Source organism: Pikeienuella sp. (assembly GCF_046290545.1).
In the GTDB taxonomy this organism is placed as follows: Bacteria; Pseudomonadota; Alphaproteobacteria; order Rhodobacterales; family Rhodobacteraceae; genus Pikeienuella.
In genome coordinates this window covers 19,288-37,644 of the sequence record NZ_JBKAGV010000012.1, presented here as the reverse complement: position 1 = coordinate 37,644, position 18,357 = coordinate 19,288, and the positions used below count along the sequence as shown (strand labels likewise).

20 protein-coding genes are annotated in these 18,357 nt (G+C 69.1%); 15 read left to right on the top strand and 5 right to left on the bottom strand.

The genetic code is table 11. The features are described from left to right. The first annotated feature begins 128 nt into the window (after positions 1 to 128). From ACE37J_RS10430 to ACE37J_RS10370, 13 genes are all read left to right on the top strand, one after another. Positions 129 to 602, top strand: coding sequence for an Rrf2 family transcriptional regulator (locus tag ACE37J_RS10430; protein ID WP_409711044.1), 474 nt, complete (start codon positions 129 to 131; stop codon positions 600 to 602). Further along, the gene (locus tag ACE37J_RS10425) at positions 599 to 1,759 is read left to right on the top strand and encodes a cysteine desulfurase family protein (RefSeq protein ID WP_409711042.1); all 1,161 of its coding nucleotides are present in this window, start codon (positions 599 to 601) and stop codon (positions 1,757 to 1,759) included. Before ACE37J_RS10430 ends, ACE37J_RS10425 begins: the two co-directional genes overlap by 4 nt. A 19-nt stretch (positions 1,760 to 1,778) precedes the next feature. Further along, a complete protein-coding gene (gene sufB, locus ACE37J_RS10420; protein WP_409711040.1) occupies positions 1,779 to 3,302 on the top strand; it encodes a Fe-S cluster assembly protein SufB in 1,524 nt (507 codons plus the stop codon). Then, positions 3,299 to 3,586, top strand: coding sequence for a hypothetical protein (locus tag ACE37J_RS10415; RefSeq protein WP_409711038.1), 288 nt, complete (start codon positions 3,299 to 3,301; stop codon positions 3,584 to 3,586). Before sufB ends, ACE37J_RS10415 begins: the two co-directional genes overlap by 4 nt. Positions 3,587 to 3,629: 43 nt before the next feature. Then, positions 3,630 to 3,950, top strand: a complete 321-nt coding sequence (locus ACE37J_RS10410) for a heavy metal-binding domain-containing protein (RefSeq protein WP_409711036.1) — start codon at positions 3,630 to 3,632, stop codon at positions 3,948 to 3,950. Next, on the top strand, positions 3,947 to 4,285 hold the full coding sequence (locus ACE37J_RS10405) for a DMT family protein (protein WP_409711034.1): 339 nt from the start codon (positions 3,947 to 3,949) through the stop codon (positions 4,283 to 4,285). The genes ACE37J_RS10410 and ACE37J_RS10405 overlap by 4 nt, the downstream gene beginning before the upstream one ends. A gap of 124 nt (positions 4,286 to 4,409) precedes the next feature. After that, positions 4,410 to 4,877, top strand: coding sequence for a hypothetical protein (locus ACE37J_RS10400; protein ID WP_409711032.1), 468 nt, complete (start codon positions 4,410 to 4,412; stop codon positions 4,875 to 4,877). Then, complete coding sequence (gene sufC / locus ACE37J_RS10395; RefSeq protein ID WP_409711246.1) at positions 4,771 to 5,475, top strand: Fe-S cluster assembly ATPase SufC; 705 nt, start codon at positions 4,771 to 4,773, stop codon at positions 5,473 to 5,475. Before ACE37J_RS10400 ends, sufC begins: the two co-directional genes overlap by 107 nt. Further along, the gene (gene sufD / locus ACE37J_RS10390; RefSeq protein ID WP_409711030.1) at positions 5,475 to 6,764 is read left to right on the top strand and encodes a Fe-S cluster assembly protein SufD; all 1,290 of its coding nucleotides are present in this window, start codon (positions 5,475 to 5,477) and stop codon (positions 6,762 to 6,764) included. Before sufC ends, sufD begins: the two co-directional genes overlap by 1 nt. 4 nt (positions 6,765 to 6,768) lie before the next feature. Continuing rightward, a complete protein-coding gene (locus ACE37J_RS10385; protein ID WP_409711028.1) occupies positions 6,769 to 7,311 on the top strand; it encodes a hypothetical protein in 543 nt (180 codons plus the stop codon). A 34-nt stretch (positions 7,312 to 7,345) separates the two neighbouring features. Then, positions 7,346 to 8,029 (top strand): hypothetical protein, encoded by a 684-nt coding sequence (locus tag ACE37J_RS10380; RefSeq protein WP_409711026.1) that lies wholly within the window; start codon positions 7,346 to 7,348, stop codon positions 8,027 to 8,029. Further along, entirely contained in the window at positions 8,029 to 8,601 is a 573-nt protein-coding gene (locus ACE37J_RS10375; protein WP_409711024.1) for a YIP1 family protein, read from the top strand. Before ACE37J_RS10380 ends, ACE37J_RS10375 begins: the two co-directional genes overlap by 1 nt. Next, a complete protein-coding gene (locus tag ACE37J_RS10370) occupies positions 8,598 to 9,839 on the top strand; it encodes a cysteine desulfurase (protein ID WP_409711022.1) in 1,242 nt (413 codons plus the stop codon). Before ACE37J_RS10375 ends, ACE37J_RS10370 begins: the two co-directional genes overlap by 4 nt. Before the next feature lie 292 nt (positions 9,840 to 10,131). On the opposite strand, the gene ACE37J_RS10365 is transcribed toward ACE37J_RS10370, so the two are convergent. Continuing rightward, positions 10,132 to 12,618: a penicillin acylase family protein gene (locus ACE37J_RS10365; RefSeq protein WP_409711020.1), complete on the bottom strand. Its 2,487-nt coding sequence runs from the start codon at positions 12,616 to 12,618 to the stop codon at positions 10,132 to 10,134. Between the two features lie 91 nt (positions 12,619 to 12,709). On the opposite strand from ACE37J_RS10365, the gene ACE37J_RS10360 reads away from it, so the two are divergent. Continuing rightward, positions 12,710 to 13,576, top strand: a complete 867-nt coding sequence (locus tag ACE37J_RS10360; RefSeq protein ID WP_409711018.1) for an NAD(P)-dependent oxidoreductase — start codon at positions 12,710 to 12,712, stop codon at positions 13,574 to 13,576. 36 nt (positions 13,577 to 13,612) lie between these two features. On the opposite strand, the gene ACE37J_RS10355 is transcribed toward ACE37J_RS10360, so the two are convergent. After that, the gene (locus ACE37J_RS10355) at positions 13,613 to 14,161 is read right to left on the bottom strand and encodes a YSC84-related protein (RefSeq protein WP_409711016.1); all 549 of its coding nucleotides are present in this window, start codon (positions 14,159 to 14,161) and stop codon (positions 13,613 to 13,615) included. Between the two features lie 72 nt (positions 14,162 to 14,233). On the opposite strand from ACE37J_RS10355, the gene ACE37J_RS10350 reads away from it, so the two are divergent. Then, positions 14,234 to 14,620: a DUF2237 family protein gene (locus tag ACE37J_RS10350; protein ID WP_409711014.1), complete on the top strand. Its 387-nt coding sequence runs from the start codon at positions 14,234 to 14,236 to the stop codon at positions 14,618 to 14,620. Between the two features lie 9 nt (positions 14,621 to 14,629). On the opposite strand, the gene ACE37J_RS10345 is transcribed toward ACE37J_RS10350, so the two are convergent. From ACE37J_RS10345 to ACE37J_RS10335, 3 genes are read right to left on the bottom strand one after another with little or no spacing between them, the layout of a single operon-like run. Continuing rightward, positions 14,630 to 16,435: a dipeptide ABC transporter ATP-binding protein gene (locus ACE37J_RS10345; protein WP_409711012.1), complete on the bottom strand. Its 1,806-nt coding sequence runs from the start codon at positions 16,433 to 16,435 to the stop codon at positions 14,630 to 14,632. Next, on the bottom strand, positions 16,432 to 17,385 hold the full coding sequence (locus ACE37J_RS10340; RefSeq protein ID WP_409711010.1) for an ABC transporter permease: 954 nt from the start codon (positions 17,383 to 17,385) through the stop codon (positions 16,432 to 16,434). Before ACE37J_RS10340 ends, ACE37J_RS10345 begins: the two co-directional genes overlap by 4 nt. Further along, positions 17,382 to 18,353, bottom strand: a complete 972-nt coding sequence (locus ACE37J_RS10335) for an ABC transporter permease (RefSeq protein WP_409711008.1) — start codon at positions 18,351 to 18,353, stop codon at positions 17,382 to 17,384. The genes ACE37J_RS10340 and ACE37J_RS10335 overlap by 4 nt, the downstream gene beginning before the upstream one ends. Positions 18,354 to 18,357 lie beyond the last annotated feature (4 nt).

The following is an 18,357-nucleotide window of genomic DNA, read 5'->3' as shown; positions in this document are numbered from 1 at the left end:
TCAATTTAGAACCGTTCCAACTTTCGCCGGGTCGTCGGCGGGCCCGCGCGCGAAGTGGCTGATTAAGCCTTCGTGCGCCGCCCGGTCAACGATTCGCGCTGAAACGTCGCAGGCGGAGGAGAGAGGCCATGAAGCTGAGCACAAAGGGACGCTACGCGGTCACCGCGCTGGCCGACATCGCGCTTCAGGGCCCTTCCGCGCTCGTCAGCCTCGCGGACATCGCAAAGCGGCAGGACATTTCGCTCGCCTATCTCGAACAGCTCTTCGTGAAGCTGCGGAAGGCCGGGCTGGTGGAGAGCGTGCGCGGCCCCGGCGGCGGCTACCGGCTCGCCCACGGGCCGGAGGGCACGCGCATCTCCGCGATCATGGCGGCGGTGGACGAGCGGCTGAACGCGATGGGTTGCGAGGGCGGGCAGGGAGACGGCTGCGGCGGCTCCAAGGCCATGTGCCTGACGCACAATCTCTGGGAGCAGCTTTCCTCCCATGTCTATGTCTTTCTGAACCAGACGACGCTGGCCGACGTGGTGGGGGACCGGATGGCGCCCTGCCCGGCGGTGCCGGACTTCACCGCGCTTCTCGAAGAGGAGGGCGCGCGGGCGTGACGCGGCGGCGCGCATATCTGGACTGGAACGCCTCGGCGCCCCTCAGGCCCGAGGCGCGCGAAGCCATGCTCGCGGCGATGGACGAGGCGGGGAACCCCTCCGCCGTCCATGCCGAAGGGCGGGCGGCGCGGGCGATCGTCGAGCGGGCGCGGGCCGACGTCGCCGCGCTGGCGGGCTGCGAGCCCGGGCAGGTCGTCTTCACCTCCGGCGCCTCGGAGGCGAACACGATGGCCTTCGCCCGGCTCTGGCGCGGCTCCGGCTTCTTCGCCGCGACGGAGCATGAGAGCGTCGTCGCCGCCGCGCACTGGGGCGCGCTTCATGACGAGGCGCTGCCGGTGGACGAGGCGGGCCGCCTTCACCGCGACCATCCGCTCTTTCACGGCGTCGGCCCGGTCAGCGACGACCCGGCGATCCCGGAGGGCGTCGCCGTCCTCTCCGTCGCGGCGGCGAACGGGGAGACGGGCGTGATCGACCCGTCGGAGGACCTCTTCCGCATCGCGAAGGCGCGCGGCGCCCGCCCGCATTGCGACGCGACGCAGGCCGTGGGGCGCATGGCCTTCTCCTTCCGCGAAAGCGGAGCGGCGACCGGGGCGCTTTCCGCGCACAAGATCGGCGGGCCCAAGGGCGTCGGCGCCTTCATCCATGACGACCGCGAGCATCCCCATCCGCTCGTCCGCGGCGGCGGGCAGGAGGAGGGCTGGCGCGCCGGGACGGAGAACGTGATCGGCATCGCCGGCTTCGCCGCCGCCGCCCGCGCCGCGAAGGCGGAGCTGGAGGCCGGCGCGTGGGAGCGCGTCGCCGAACTTAGAAATATTCTAGAAAGCCGCCTTGAAGACGCGGCGCCCGATCTCATCATTCTTGGGAGAGAGGCGCCGCGGCTGCCGAACACGTCCTGCTTCGCGGTTCCGGGCTGGGCGGGGGAGACGCAGGTGATGGCGATGGACCTTGCCGGCTTCGCCGTGAGCGCGGGCTCCGCCTGCTCCTCCGGCAAGGTGGCGCGGGCGAGCCGGGTTCTGCTCGCCATGGGGTTCGACGAGACGACGGCTTCGAGCGCGATCCGCGTTTCGCTCGGGCCGACGAATACAGAGGCGGAGGTTCTGGCCTTCGCCGAGGCATGGACGGCGGCCTGGCGCCGCCGGTCCGTGAAAGCGGCCTGAGGGCCGGGAGGAGACGAAGATGGCGCTTGAAGATCTCCGCGTGAAGGACGGCGTGGACGACGAGACGGTGGAGGCGGTGCGCGCCGTCGGCGACAGCTACAAGTATGGCTTCTCCACCGAGATCGAGACCGAGTTCGCCCCGATGGGCCTCTCGGAAGACATCGTGCGCCTCATCTCCGAGCGGAACGAGGAGCCGGAATGGATGCTCGAATGGCGGCTCGCCGCCTATCGGCGCTGGCTGGAGATGACGGAACCCGAATGGGCGATGGTCTCCTATCCGAAGATCGACTTCCAGAAGCAGTATTACTACGCCCGCCCGGCCTCGATGGCCGCCTCGCGCCCGAAATCGCTGGACGAGGTGGACCCGGCGCTGCTGGAGACCTACGCCAAGCTCGGCATCCCGCTGAAGGAGCAGGCGATCCTCGCCGGGGTCGAGGGCGCGGAGGACATGCCGGCGGAGGGCCGCAAGGTCGCCGTCGACGCGGTGTTCGACTCGGTCTCCCTCGGCACGACCTTCAAGGACGAGCTGGCGAAGGCCGGCGTGATCTTCTGCCCGATCTCGGAGGCGATCCGCGAGCATCCGGAGCTGGTGAAGAAGTATCTCGGCTCCGTCGTCCCGACCTCGGACAATTTCTACGCCACGCTCAACTCGGCGGTCTTTTCCGACGGCTCCTTCGTCTATGTGCCGGAGGGCGTGCGCTGCCCGATGGAGCTCTCCACCTATTTCCGCATCAATGCGGAGAATACCGGGCAGTTCGAGCGGACGCTGATCATCGCCGACAAGGGCTCCCATGTCAGCTATCTTGAGGGCTGCACCGCGCCGAAGCGGGATGTGGCGCAGCTTCACGCCGCGGTGGTGGAGCTTGTGGCCCTCGACGATGCCGAGATCAAGTATTCGACCGTGCAGAACTGGTATCCGGGCGATGCGGAGGGCAAGGGCGGCATCTACAACTTCGTCACCAAGCGCGCCGATTGCCGCGGCGACCGCTCCAAGGTGATGTGGACGCAGGTGGAGACCGGCTCCGCCGTCACCTGGAAATACCCGTCCTGCATCCTGCGCGGGAACGAGAGCCAGGGCGAATTCTACTCCATAGCCATCGCCAACAACGCCCAGCAGGCCGACACCGGCACGAAGATGGTGCATCTCGGGAAGAACACCCGCAGCCGCATCGTCTCCAAGGGGATCAGCGCCGGACGGGCGCAGAATACCTATCGCGGCCTCGTCTCCATGCATCCGAAGGCGAAGAGTTCGCGCAACCACACGCAGTGCGACTCGCTCCTGATCGGGAGCAACTGCGGGGCGCACACGGTTCCCTATATCGAGGTTCGCAACAATTCCTCCCGCGTCGAGCATGAGGCGACGACCTCGAAGGTGGACGAGGACCAGCTCTTCTATTGCCGCCAGCGCGGCATGGACGAGGAGGAGGCGGTGGCGCTCGTCGTCAACGGCTTCTGCAAGGAGGTGCTTCAGGCGCTGCCGATGGAATTCGCCGTCGAGGCGCAGAAGCTGGTTGCGATCTCACTGGAAGGATCGGTCGGATGATGACCGTCGTCGAAAGGCCGCAGCGGACGGAGGCGCGGCCGCGCTTCTCGCTCGGCCATGCCAGCCGCCTCGGGCTCACGCTCCGCATGAAGCTGCTGATCGCGGCGCATGTGGTGATCTTCATCGCGAGCCAGGTCGTGGACGAGTTCGTCGAATGGCTGGCGCTGGAGATCGGCCTCCTGCCGGCGCAGGCGGCGGTGCTCGAAGTCACAATCGGGCTCGTGCTCTTCCTGCTCTGGACGGCCTGCATGCTGGGCTGGGTCCGGCAGGGCGATACGAAATAGGGCCGCCGCAGCGCAAGACTGCGCGTTCAATCGGGACAGGGCGATGATCGTCACCACAACTTCCTCCATCGAGGGCCGCCGCATCGTCGCCTATCGCGGGATCGTGGTGGGCGAGGCGATCATGGGCGCGAACATCGTGCGGGACTTCTTCGCCGGGATCACCGACATCGTGGGCGGCCGCTCCGGCGCCTACGAGGCGAAGCTGCGCGACGCGCGGGAAACGGCGTTCGGGGAGCTGGAGGCCGAGGCGCGGAAGCTCGGGGCGGATGCGGTGGTGGGCGTCGATCTCGACTATGAGGTCGTGGGCGAATCGATGCTCATGGTCTCCGTCTCAGGCACCGCCGTTTCGACGGAGCCGGCATGAATCCGTGGATTGCCCCCATTTTGATGCTTTCCGTCTCCAACGTCTTCATGACGCTGGCCTGGTACGGGCATCTCAAGTTCAAGTCGACGGCGCTTTGGATCGTGATCCTCGCAAGCTGGGGCATCGCCTTCTTCGAGTATTGCCTCGCCGTTCCGGCGAACAGGATAGGACATCAGGTATATTCGGCGGCCCAGCTCAAGACGATACAGGAAGTGATCACCCTCGTCGTCTTCGTCGGCTTCTCCGTCCTCTATCTCAAGGAGGGGATCAGCTGGGGCGTGATCGCCGGCTTCGCTCTGATCGCGGCGGGCGCCGCGCTCGTGTTCAGGGGCTAGGCGATGGCGGAGATTCTCATGGCTTTCGCGATTAACGCGATGAAAAGGCCGGCCGTTGCAATCCTCGCTCCGTGCGCGGTGGGACGGCTCCATTCCGGGGCGGCCGCGCCGGGGAGAATCCCTGATGCTGGACCAACCGAAACTCGACAATTCGACCAACGAGGGCGGCGGCGCCCGCTTCATCTCCGATGTGGCGCGCCTCGCCATCGCCTCCACCGTGGTGCGGCTGGAGAGCCTGGACGCGGACCCGATCTTCCGCGTGGCTCTGGCCGAGGCGGGCGTGCGGGACTTCTCGCACTGCATGGCCGAGCGCTTTCCGGAGCTGCGCGGCCAGATCGCGACCAAACTCGAAGAAATGGCGGCCGAGATCAGATCGGGCGCGAAACGCGACACGCAGCGGCCTGTCGGGGCCGCGGCGCAAGGAGGACGTGACGATGCTGAAAGTCCGCGATCTCAGGGTTTCCCTGGCGGAGGAGCCAAAGCAGATTCTGAAAGGTCTGACTTTGGACGTGGAGCCGGGGACGGTTCACGCGATCATGGGGCCGAACGGTTCCGGAAAGTCGACGCTCTCCTATCTGCTGGCCGGGCGTGAGGGCTATGTCGTCGATGGCGGCTCCGCGGAACTCGACGGAGCCGACCTTCTGACGATGGAACCGGAGGAACGGGCCGCCGCCGGCCTGTTCCTCGCCTTCCAGTACCCGGTGGAAATCCCCGGCGTCGGCAACATGACCTTCCTCCGGACGGCGCTGAACGCCCAGAGGAAGGCGCGCGGCGAGCCCGAGATCGACGCCGGCTCCTTCCTAAAGCTGGTGCGGGAGAAGGCGAAGGCGCTGAAGATCGACGCGGAGATGCTCAAGCGCCCCGTCAATGTCGGCTTCTCGGGCGGCGAGAAGAAGCGCAACGAAATCCTCCAGATGGCCGTGCTCGAGCCGAAGATGTGCATCCTCGACGAGACCGACAGCGGGCTCGACGTCGACGCGATGAAGCTCGTCTCCGACGGGGTCAACGCGCTCCGGGACGAGGGGCGGGCGTTCCTCGTCATCACCCATTACCAGCGCCTGCTGGACCATATCCGTCCCGACGTCGTCCACATCCTCGCGGACGGGCGCATCGTGCAGACGGGCGGGCCCGAGCTTGCGCTCGAAGTGGAGACGAACGGCTACGCCGACATCCTCGGACGGGTGGCGTGATGGCGGCGCTGCCGAAGGCGAAGGCGGAAGGGGCGGAGGCGCTGCTCGCCGCCCGGCCCGCCCCCGCAAAGGGCGCGCCCTGGGCCGAAACGGCGCGGGAGGCGGCCCGCGGCCGGCTCCGCGCCGCCGGCGCCCCGGCGCGGCGGGACGAATACTGGCGCTTCACCGACCCGGCGCCGCTGCTCGCAGAGGCGCCGCGCGCGGCGGCGCTGGCGCCGGAGGAGGTTCAGGTCTTCGACGAGGTCGAGGCGCTCCGCCTTGTCTTTGTCGATGGCGTGTTCCGCGCCGACCTCTCTGACGATCCTCGCCTCGAAGGCGTGGAGATACAGCCGCTTTCGGCCGCGCTCGCGGCGGACATCCACTGGGCGCGCGGCCTCTACGGGGCGCTGGAGGCGGCGGGGCAGAACCCCGTGCCCCGCCCGCTCGCCGCGCTCAACACGGCGCAGGCCGATACGGGTTTCGCGATCCGGGTGACGGGCCGGCCGGCCCGCCCGATCCATCTCCGGTATCTCCACGAGTCGGAAAGCTCGGAGGCGATGATTCGCCATGTCGTCAGGGTCGAAGCCGGCGCCGAAGCAACGCTTCTGGAGAACGGCCCTGCGGCGGCGCGGTTCAACAAGGTCATGGAGGTCGAACTCGGCGAGGGCGCCGCGCTCCATCATGTCCGCGCGCAAGGCCGGGACCATGATCGCCTCGCCGCAACCCATGTCTTCGCCCGGCTCGGGGCGCGCGCGGCCTATCGCGGCTTCACGTTGACGACGAACGGGCGGCTGACGCGCAACGAGGTCGTGCTCGAACTCGCGGGGGAGGGCGCGAAGGGCCATGTCGCCGGCGCCGCCATCGGCGCGGCGGGGTTCCACCACGACGACACGGTCTTCGTCACCCATTCGGCCGCCCATTGCGAGAGCCGGCAGGTCTTCAAGAAGGTGCTGAAATCCGGCGCGCGGGGCGTCTTCCAGGGGAAGATCCTCGTGAAGCCCGGCGCGCAGAAGACGGACGGATACCAGATCAGCCAGGCGCTGCTGCTCGACGACGATGCGGAGTTCAACGCGAAGCCGGAGCTGGAGATCTATGCGGACGACGTCGCCTGCTCGCACGGCTCGACCTCGGGCGCGGTGGACGAGGACGTTCTCTTCTATCTCCGCTCCCGCGGCGTGCCGGAGGCCGAGGCGAAGGACATGATGGTGCTCGCCTTCGTCGAGGAGGCGATCGGCGAGATCGAGTCCGAGCCGCTCCGCGACGTGATCCGGGACCGGATCGCCGCCTGGCTCGTGCGCCGCAAGGTCTGATCCGGTGAGCCTCGTCTCCCGCATCGCCGGCGCCTGGCGGGCGCCGGGCGCGTCCTGGCGCGCCGAATGGGCCGACGGGGCGGGCGAGCCGCGGCTTGTCGCCTATGCGATGGGCGCCTCCGCCTTCCTGGCGCTCGGCGACGTGGCGGCGGAGGCGATCCGCCCGGTTCTCGCCGTGGGGGAGGGACGGGAGGCGTGGTTCGCCTCCCGCGTTTTCGCCGGCCTCTCCTTCTTCCCGCTCGCGCTCTATCTCTCGGCGGCGCTGATCCGCCTCGTCTGCCGCGTCGCCGGGGGGCGCGGCGGCTGGCGGGAGACGCGGCTCGCGCTCTTCTGGTCGGGCCTCGTCTCCGGCCCGGCGGCGGCGGTCGTCATCGCCCTCGGCGCGGCGGCGGCGCAGCCGGAGGCGGCGCGGCTCGCCGCGGGGCTTCTCTGGGTCGGTCTCCTTTCGCCGATGCTCGCGGCGGCGCACGGCTTCCGCGCCGGCTCGGTCCTGCTCGTCTTCCTCGGTTTCGCAGCATTGTCGTTTGCGCTCGCCCGGTTCGGCTGACATGAATATCGTTGCAGCGAGCGTGGGGGCGTTCATGGACAAGGGGGGCTCGCGCCGGACTGGCGCGTCGGCGGAGCGGCGTTTCCTGCTCGACCGGATACCGGACGAAGACCCGGACCTGAGGTCGGGCCGCAGCTACGCCGACCGGGTGCTTGACGCCTGGGCGGACATGCGCTGGTCCACCCGCTCGCTGATCGAGTCGCGCCCTTCGGAGGGGCGGCTCCTGTTCCTCGCGCTCCTCTCGGACGTGATCTTCTTCCTCTCCCGCTCGCTCTCGCTCGTCGTCGCGCCGCCTGCGGAGATCGGCGCGCGGCTGCCCGATTATGTGGGTTTCGGGATCGTGCTGGCCTTCCTCGTCCGAACTTCGTTCTTCTATGTCGCCGCGGCGGCGGCGGTGATCGTCTCGCGCCCGTTCGGCGGGCGCGGCTCCTGGTACGAGACGCGCTGCGCCGTCTTCTGGGCCGCCTTCGTCTCCGCCCCGGTCGAGGCTTTGGGCGCCGCCGTCACCGGCGTCGCGGTCTGGGCGGGGATGGCGGAGGGATGGCTGGCGGAGACGCCCTACTTCCTCGGCCCCATCGCCTTCGGCTTCTTTCTCTCCGCCGGGGTCGCGGAAGCGCAGGGCTTCCGCTACACCTATCGCGTGATGGCCGTGACGGCCGTCCTCGTCGTCGGCCTCGCGGCCGGCGCGCTTCTGCTCGCTGGAATGCAAGGCGCCTGATGTTCGGAACCCTGATCGAAGACGTGATCGCCAGCTATCGCGCCCCCCGCGCGACGGTGCGGAAGGTGATCGACCGGATTGACGGCTGGCGCGACGTGGCGATGCTCTTCGGCCTCGCCTTCTGCCTTTCCACCGGCATCGCCGTTCTGCTTTCGCTGATGGCGGGGGAGGGCGGCGCGGGGCTCGGCTTTGTCGTCTCCAACCTGTTGTTCAGCGCCGTCGCCTATCTCGTCGCCGTCGTGCTGATCCACCGGGTCGGCGCGCTCTTCGGCGGCACGGGCGCGATGATCGAGATCGGCGCCGCCGTCGCCTGGCACAGCCTCGTGACGGTGATCTTCGCGCCGCTCGTCGCTGCGGCGACGGTGCCGGAGCTGGCGGGCGGCGCGGCGGGCTTCCTTGCGCTGGCGCAGCTCGCCATGGTCGCCGTCGTGGTCTGGCTCCTCGCGAACTTCATCGCCGAGGCGCATGGCTTCAAGAGCGCGCTGCGGGTGGCGGGCGGGCTCTTCGCCGGGATTTTCATGCTCGGTCTCGTGCTGTCCCTCCTGCTTCCGAGCCTTATATCAGCGACATGAACAGTCACGCCGCCCCCCGCTACGATGTCGAGGAGATCCGGAAGGATTTCCCGATCCTTTCCCGCACCGTTCATGGCAAGCCGCTCGTCTATCTCGACAACGGCGCCTCGGCGCAGAAGCCGAAGGCGGTGATCGAGGCGGTGACGCGCGCCTATTCCGAGGAATACGCCAACGTCCATCGCGGGCTCCATTTCCTCTCCAACCTCGCGACCGACAAGTATGAGGCCGTGCGCGGCAAGATCGCCCGCTTCCTCGGCGCGCCGGAGGAGGAGGGGGTGATCTTCACCACCGGCTCCACGATGGGGCTCAACCTCGTCGCCTCCTCCTGGGCCGCGCCGCGCGTGGAGGCGGGGGACGAGATCGTGCTCTCCGTGCTCGAGCATCACGCCAACATCGTGCCCTGGCATTTCCTGCGGGAGCGGCAGGGCGCCGTCCTGAAATGGGTGGAGCCGGAGCCGGACGGCTCGCTCGACGCGGAGAAGGTGCTCGCCGCCATCGGGCCGCGGACGAAGATCGTCGCTGTCACCCACATGTCGAACGTCACCGGCGCGGTGGTGGACGTGAAGCGGATCGTCGAGGGCGCGCATGAGAAGGGCGTGCCGGTCTGCGTCGACGGCTCCCAGGCCGCGGTCCACATGCCGGTAGACCTCGCCGATCTCGGCGCGGATTTCTATGCGATCACCGGGCACAAGCTCTATGGCCCCTCCGCCTCCGGCGCGCTCTGGATTTCGAAGGCGCGGCGGGAGGAGATGCGGCCCTTCCTCGGCGGCGGGGACATGATCCGCGAGGTCGGGCGGGATGTGGTGACCTATGCCGACGCGCCGTTCCGTTTCGAGGCGGGGACGCCCGGGATCGTGCAGATGATCGGCCTCGGCGCGGCGATCGACTATCTCGAAGGCCTCGGCATGGAGGCTGTCGCCGCGCATGAGGCGGAGCTGAGGGATTATTGCGCGGCCAGGCTCGCCGGGCTCAACTGGCTGACCGTGCATGGCGACGCGCCGGGCAAGGGCGCGATCTTCTCCTTCACCATGGCGGGCGCCGGGCACCCGCATGACATCTCCACGATCATCGACCGCAAGGGCGTCGCAGTCCGCGCCGGGCATCATTGCGCGCAGCCGCTGATGGCGCATCTCGGCGTGACGGCGACCTGCCGCGCGAGCTTCGGCCTCTACAACACGAAGGCTGAGGTGGACGCGCTCGCGGATGCGCTGACGCTGGCGCACGAGTTGCTGGGGTAGGGCGAAGGTCGGTCTCGCGGGCGTGGCCGAGCGAAGGCGCGGCGCTTCCCCCACGATCCTTGGCTCGGGCGACCAGCCCGGGCCGCGGCCTCCCTCCCGCACCGGAGGCTGCATTGCGACGGCGCGAGACGTGCAATCGTTCGAGTGCATGGCGCCATAAATCGCTGAAACCATTCGTTTCGAGGCGGCCACCCGAGGGAAGCCGCGGCCCTTTGCGCCCCGTTCCGGCGTTGGCCGGCCTCGTCCTCCGGTCCTGATGGCTCCGCCTGGCGGAGTCCGCAGCCGGCCCCCTCTACTCCGCCGGCTCCAGCATCATCGAGCCGAGCGCGCCGGCCCGCACATCGGCCTCCGCCATCGACATCGGGATGTATTCCCCCACCCGCCATAGCGCGGCGAGGTCGTCGTAGTGGCGGGAGAGGAGGTGGCCGGACTGGCCGGTGGAGAGGATGAAGACCGACCGGTCGAGATCGGCGAAGTCGTAGACGGCGCGATAGCCCGCGGCGTGGACGTTCAGATAGGGCTCCTCCCCCCGCCCCCGCGTCTGGGCGCGCTGGAGCGTGTGATCGCCGCCCGAGGTCTCGTGCTCGATGTTCACGAGGAGGTCGAAGGGGAAGCGGAGGCCGAGCGGCGTCGCCACATGGCGCGCGCGGTGCGCCTCTCCCCAGCGCCAGGCGCTCATGTCCTCGCCCTGCGCCGCCTCGATCTCGTCCAGCGCGTCGTCAAGCGCGAGCTTGGCCATTTCCGGGCAGGTCTCCTCCCGGTTCGTCTTGTCCACGTCGCACCAGCGCGCTGCGCCGTCCACGTCATAGAACACCCGCTCGATGAAGAGCGGGCGCGGCCCCTCCACCGCCTCGAAGAGCTCGCCGAGCTCGTCCGCCGCGATCCGCCGCGTCAGCGCGCGCATCCAGGCGGCGAAGATCAGCGGCTCCGCCTGGTGCTCGCTCATCTCGCCGTTCCAGGCGCCGAGCTTCTGCAGCGCGGCCTCCCGCCGGTCCCCCCTCGCGTCGCCCACCGCCTCGTCCCGAGTCCACCAGAGATCGGCGGCGATGAGGGGGAGGACGGCGCGCGCCATCTCCGAGACGGTGTCGTTCTGCAATTCGATGAAGCTCTCCTTGGTGTGGAATTCACGCGCGTTCAGCTTCTGCTCCAGCCGGCGGATGCGATAGGGGGCCTCCCAGTCGAAGGAGATATGGTCGGGGAAGGCCTCGTCCGTCGTCCGGTTGTTGGCGTTGGCGACGACGCCGGAGCGGGGGCGGATCGACCGGGGGTTCAGGCCGGGGTCGCGGAGGCCCTGCCAGTCATTCTCCGCGATCCAACCGAGCGAGGGGAGCCGCCCGCGGCTCCGGCTGTCCGCCCGGCGGAGCGGCGCGCGGCCGGTCACGATCATGCCGACGCCCGCGCCGTCCGCCAGGGTCACGTTCTGGGCCGGCGCGATGACGAGCCGGCCGGCCGCCTCCGCCTCCTCGATCGTGCGGGCGCGCATCAGCCGCAGCGCCCCCTCGATCGAACGGTCCTCCACATTCAGCGCCGTCCAGGAGAGGGCGGCGACATGGCCCTCCGGCGTCACCGCGCCGAGGTCGTAGAGATCGGGCGGCGGCACCGGGCCGTGCCGCGTCCAGCGGAGCGTCACCCGCTCCTCCACGCCGCCCGCGGCGCGGATCGTCTCCTCCCTCGTCATGAAGCGGGCCCAGCCTTCCGGCGTGCGGTATTCCCCGGGATTTTCGGGGTTCACCTGCTCGATATAGACATCCTGATCGTCCATCCCGACCGTGGTGAGACCCCAGGCGAGGGAGCGGTTTCGCCCGACGAGAATGGCGGGGACGCCGGGCAGCGTGCCGCCGATGGCGCTTTCTTCCGGGAAGTCCACGCGCATCAGCATCCAGACGCTGGGGGCGGAGAGCCAGAGATGCGGATCGTTGGCGAGGATCGGCGCGCCTGTCGCGCTCCGGGCGCCGGAGACGGCCCAGGCGTTCGACGCGCCCTCGAAGCCCTGCGGCGGGAAGAAGAAACCTTCGAGCCAGGCCAGCCGCTCCGGCCCTGTCTCCGCCTCGGCGCGCCGGGTCTCCGGGAAATCGAGGCCGGGAAAGGCCTCCGCGAAGGTCGGCAGCGCGATGAGGCCCGGATCGGGGTTGAGCGGGAAGAGATCCTCCAGCCGTTCGGGCGGCGCCTGCCGCAGGAGCCGCGCGCGCCGCGTCTCCTTCTCCGCCGCGCCGGTGAGGCGGAGCGCCATGAGCTTCAGGATCGCGAGGCTGTCTTCCGGCGTCCAGGGGGCAAGCCCCTCTCCGAAGAGGAAGAATTCCGGCGCGCCGCGGCCCCGCGCGCCCTCGTTCACCGCCTCGATCCATGCGTTTACGCCTTCGGCGTAGGCCTCCAGCGCGGCGCGCGTCTCCGCGCTCTGATGATCGAGCCCGGCACGCGCGACGGCGTGGAGGGAGAGCGCGCGGAGCCGCCGGTCGAGGGGCAGTGCGGCCGGGCCGAAGAGCTCAGCGAGCCGCCCCTGCGCCCCCCGGCGCGAGAGCTCCATCTGCCAGAGGCGCTCCTGCGCATGGACGAGGCCCATGGCGAAGAAGGCGTCATGCTCCGTCGTCGCGAGGATGTGCGGGACTGCGTTCGCGTCCCGCACGATCTCGACCGGGGCTTCCAGCCCGGCGAGGGCGAGGCGCTCGCCATAGTCCGGCAGGGAGCGGGAGAGGAGATGCCAGCCGAGGCCCGCAGCCGCCAGCGCGAGCGCGACAAGCGCGCCGCCGAGCCAGAGCAGCAGCCTGAAGATCGTCCGCATCCGTTTCCCTTCGATGGCCCCGCGCCCTTGACCGGGCGGCGGCGCGCGGCGAGTGTGCGCCAGCTTATCGGGAAGGACGGGGAGAAGAAACATGGCGCGCTGCGCGTTCATCGGTCTCGGGGTCATGGGCTATCCGATGGCCGGCCATCTCGCGAAGGCCGGGCATGAGGTGACGGTCTACAACCGCACCGCGGCGAAGGCGGAGGCCTGGGCGGCCCAGCATGGCGGCAAGGCGGCGAAGACGCCGGCCGCGGCGGCGAAGGGCGCCGAGCTCGTCTTCGCCTGCGTCGGCAATGACGACGATCTCCGCGCCGTGACCATCGGCGAAGACGGGGCCTTTTCCGAGATGACGCCCGGCGCCGTCTTCACCGACCATACCACCGCCTCCGCCGCCGTGGCGCGGGAGCTTCATGCGGTGGCGAAGGGGCTCGATTTCGGCTTCGTGGACGCGCCGGTCTCCGGCGGGCAGGCCGGGGCGGAGAACGGCGTGCTCACCATCATGTGCGGCGGCGAGGCGGCGGATTTCGACCGCGCGGCCCCGGTGATGGACGCCTATGCGCGCGCGCGGCGGCTGCTCGGGCCCTCGGGCGCCGGTCAGCTGACGAAGATGGTCAACCAGATCGCCATCGCCGGGCTCCTCCAGGGGCTTTCGGAGGCGGTGAACTTCGCGGCCCGCGCCGGGCTTTCCGTGCCCGACGTGATCGACGTGATCTCCAAGGGCGCCGCCGGCTCCTGGCAGATGGAGAACCGCGCGGTGACGATGGGCGAGGACAAGTTCGATTTCGGCTTCGCGGTGGACTGGATGCGGAAGGATCTCGGCATCTGCCTCGACGAGGCGAAGACGAACGGCGCCGCCCTCCCCGGCACCGCGCTGGTGGACCAGTTCTATGGCGACGTGCAGGCGATGGGCGGCGGGCGGTGGGACACGTCCTCCCTCATCCGCCGGCTGAGGCGCTGAAGGTTTCCGGGCTCCCGCACCGGCGGGAGCCCGGGTTCAGCGGGCGATGCGCGTGTATTTCGCCCCTTCGAGGCTTGCCCCGGCGAGGAGCCCGTCCTGCGCGAAGACGATGGCGATGACGGGCTTGCCCGCGCTCGTCGAATCGAGGTTCAGCGAGATCCCGTCCCCCGGAACGGTGAATTCGGCGTCCGCGCCGAGCTCCCATCCGTTCGCGGTACGGAAGCGGTTGAGCGCCGGGTCGGTCATGAAGAAGAGCGCGTGCGCCGTCTGCTGCACGCCGATCTGGTAGCCGATGGAGGCGGCGGCGACGCTGTAATAGGCCTCGGTCGCGCCGCCGACGCGGAGCGCGCCCTCGCCATAGGAGCCGCCGATGATGAGCCCGCCCTTCACGACCGAGGGCATGACGAGCACGCCGCGGGCGCGGGCGGCGAGTTCCTCGGAGCCCGGAACCGTGCCGTAGAGCTCGCGGAGCGCGCGGTCCACATTCGCGTCGATCTCCGGCCCGCTCTCGGCCTCTGCGGCGAGCGGCGCCAGGGACGCGGCGGCGAGGGCGGCGAGTGCGGTGCGGCGGGTGAGGGCGATCATGGCTCGGCTCCTTATCTTCGGCCTGTTACGCTCTATATCGACAATTCCGGCGGCGATTCCAACGAGGCTTGCATGATCGAGGCTGAATTAGACCCTTCGGTGAACGTCCTCGGCGGCGATCTCGCGCCCTGTTCGCAAGATCCCCTCACCGGATTCTTCCGCAACGGCTGCTGCGACACCGCCGAGGCGGATCGCGGCTCGCACACCGTCTGCGCGGTGATGACGGCGGAATTCCTCGCCTTTTCGAAGGCTGCGGGGAACGATCTTTCTACGCCCATGCCGCAATACGGCTTCCCCGGCCTGAAGTCGGGGGACCAATGGTGCCTCTGCGCCGCGCGTTGGGAGGAGGCGCGGCGGGCGGGCCGGGCGCCCAAGGTGCGCCTTGCGGCGACGCACCGGCGCGCGCTGGAGATCGTGCGGCTGGAGCATCTTCGCGCCCATTCCGCCGATCTCAACTGAGGCGCCGGCTCAGAGCCCGGTCGGGCCGAGCAGCTCCATGCTCGGCATCAGGCCGAGGAGGTGTTTCGAATAGTCGTGCTGCGGGGCGGCGAAGAGTTGTTCCGTCTCCGCCGTTTCGCAGATCGCGCCGTGGCGCATCACCGCCACCCGGTCGCACATCTGGCGGATCACCGGCAGGTCATGGCTGATGAAGAGCATGGTGAGGCCCAGCTCCTCCTGCAGGTCCTTCAAAAGGTTGAGGATCGTCGCCTGAACCGAGACGTCGAGCGCGCTCGTCGGCTCGTCGCAGATGAGAATCCGCGGGCGGGAGGCGAGGGCGCGGGCGATGGAGATGCGCTGCCGCTGCCCGCCCGAAAACTCGTGCGGGTAGCGGAGCGCCGCGGCGGCGCCGAGGCCCACATGGTCCAGAAGGTCGGCGACGATGCGCCGTGTCTCCTCCTCGCTCCCGGTGGTCCGGTAGAAGCGGATCGGCTCCGCCACGATGTCGAGCACCTTCATTCGCGAATTGAGCGAGGAGTACGGATCCTGAAAGATCATCTGGAGCGCGCGCCGCGCGCGCCGCGCCTCGGGCGATTTCGGGTTGGTGACGAGATCCTGCCCCAGCACGCGGATCATGCCCGAATCCGGCCGGTAGAGCCCGGCGAGAAGGCGCGCGACCGTGCTCTTGCCCGAGCCCGACTCGCCGACGAGGCCGAAGGTCTCCCCCTCCCGGATCGTCAGGCTCACGTCGTTGACCGCCTTCAGCATCCGGCGGTTCTTCTTCAGCACCGCCTTCTGGAGGACGAAGGAGAGGTTGAGATGCTCGATCTCGACGGCGACGCCGGTTCCCTTCGGGCTCTCGGAGCGGCCGAGCCAGTGATTGGCGATGTCGATCCGCCGCGCCGCACTCGCCCCGCCCTCGATATAGTCCACGGAGGCGAAGCGGTGCAGCTTCCGGTCCGCCCGCGGCACGGCGGCGATGAGGCTCCTGGTGTATTCATGCCGCGGCGCACCGAGGATCTGCGCGACCGGCCCCTCCTCCACGATCTCGCCGCGATACATGACCGCCACCCGGTCCGCGATCTCCGCGATCACGCCGATATCGTGGGTGACGATGATGACGCCGAGCTTCCGCTCCCGGCAGAGGGCCTTGATGAGGTCGAGGATCTGCGCCTGGATCGAGACGTCGAGCGCGGTGGTGGGCTCATCCGCGATGATGAGGTCGGGGTCGCCGGCGAGGGCGAGGGCGATGACGACGCGCTGGCGCATCCCCCCTGAAAACTCGTGCGGCCAGGACTTGAGCCGCGCCCGCGCCTCCCCGATCCCCACCTGCTCCAGAAGCTCCGCCGCCCGCTCAAGCGCCGCCGGGCCGCGAAGGCCGGTCGTCTTGGCGATGGTCTCGGCGAGCTGGTCGCCGATGGTCATCAGAGGGTTGAGGGAGGTTTGCGGGTCCTGGAAGATCATTCCGATCCGGTCCCCCCGGATCAGGCGCATCTCCGCCTCCGTGCGCCCGCGGATCTCCTCCCCCTCGAAGCGGACGGAGCCGGCGGAGACGCGGCCGGGACGCTCCAGAAGGTCGATCACGGCGTTGCCGATGGTGGATTTCCCGGCGCCGGATTCGCCGACGAGCCCCACGACCTCCCCTGCGTTCACGACGAGGTTTATGCTCCGCGCCGCCTCCACCGTGCCGCGCCGCGTCGGGAACTCGACCGAGAGGCCGCGCAGCTCCAGCAGCGGCGGGGCGGCTGGCGCGGCCGCCTCGGCCCGCGCCGCCGGCTCGCGGATCGTGCGCCCGCTCGGCAGCATCACGGGCGGTAGGTCGCCGTGGCCGCTCATCGGAGTTTCGGGTTGAGTGCGTCGCGCATCCAGTCCCCCAGCAGGTTCACGGCGAAGACGAGGACGACGAGCGCGATGGCGGGGAAGAGCGTGATCCACCAGAGGCCGGAGAAGAGATATTCGTTGCCGACGCGGATCAGCGTGCCGAGCGATGGCGTCGTCGGCGGGATGCCCTGCCCGAGGAAGGAGAGCGTCGCCTCCGCGATCACCGCGAGCGCGAGGCCGATGGTCGCGATCACGAGGACGGGGCGGAGCGTGTTCGGCAGGATGTGCCGGAGCATGATGAGCCAGCCCGGCAGGCCGATCACCCGCGCCGCCTGGACGTATTCCTTCTGCGCCTCCACCAGCGTCGCGCCGCGGGCGACGCGGGCGAATTGCGGCCAGTCCGTCAGCCCGATGGCGATGATGACGACATAGATCGCGAATTCCTCCCGGATTTCGGGCGGCAGGAAGGCCCGCCCTATGCCGTTTATGAGGATGGCGAGGAGGATGCCGGGAATGGTCAGCTGCACGTCCGCGATCCGCATGATGACAGCGTCGAGCGCGCCGCCGACATAGCCGGCGATCACCCCGAGCCCGACGCCGAGCACCATGCCGAGCCCGACCGCCGCGAGGCCGACGATGATGGAGAGACGCCCGCCATAGAGGATGGTCGAGAGCATGTCCCGGCCCTGATTGTCGGTCCCCAGCACGTATTGCGCCTGCCCGCCCTCCACCCAGGCGGGCGGCAATTTCCCGTCCCAGAGCGAGATCTGCGCCGGGTCGAACGGGTTGAAGGGCGCGATCAGCGGCGCCGCGAAACAGGCGAGGATGGCGAGGACGGTGAAGGAAGCGGCCACCATCGCCGAGGGCGTCGAGATGAAGGAGTGGAAGACGTCGCTCTCCCGCAGCCGCGCCCAGGCTGAGGGCGGTTTCGCGGCCGGATCGACGCGGGGTTCGACGGCGCTCATGATCCGCCCATCCTGATCCTCGGGTCGATGACGAAATAGAGGATGTCCACGATCAGGTTGATCACCACGAAGAGGAGCGCGACGAAGACGAGATAGGCCGCCATGATCGGCACATCGACGAAGTCCACCGCCTGGATGAACATCAGCCCGGTGCCAGGCCACTGGAACACCGTCTCCGTGATGACGGAGAAGGCGATGAGCCCGCCTATATTGAGCCCGATGATCGTCACCACCGGCACCAGCGTGTTGCGGAGCGCGTGGACGAAGTTGATCGATCGTTCGGAGAGGCCGCGCGCGCGGGCGAACTTGATGTAGTCCGTCCGCATCACTTCCAGCATCTCCGCGCGCACGAGGCGCAGGATCAGCGTGAGCTGGAAGAGCGAGAGCGTGATCGCGGGCAGGATGATGGAGCGCCAGCCGTCCAGCGTCAGCAGCGAGGTCTTCCAGAAGCCGAGGTCCACCACCCCGCCGCGCCCCGAGGAAGGCAGCCATCGGAGATGGACGGCGAAGAGATAGATGAGCCCGATGCCGATGATGAAGGTCGGCAGGCTCACCCCGATCAGCGAGGAGGAGAGGACGAGGCGCGAGATCCAGGAATCCCGCCTGATGCCGGTATAGACGCCGAGCGATATGCCGAAGACGAGGGCGATGATCGCGGAGACGAAGACCAGCTCCAGCGTCGCCGGCAGCCGCTCGAGGATGAGGTCGTCCACAGGCTGCTTGATCCGGTAGGAGATGCCGAAGTCGCCGGAAAGGATGTTCCCGACGAAGCGCGCGTATTGCACGAGGATCGGATCGTCGAGCCCGAGTTCGAGACGGATCTCAGCCCGCCGCTCCCGCGTCGCGTCCTGCCCGACCATGTTGTTGACCGGGTCGCCGACGAAGTTGAAGAGCGAAAAGGAAATTACGGAGACGACAGCCATCACGAGGACGGACTGCGCCAGACGACGAAGGATAAATGCGAGCATGGCC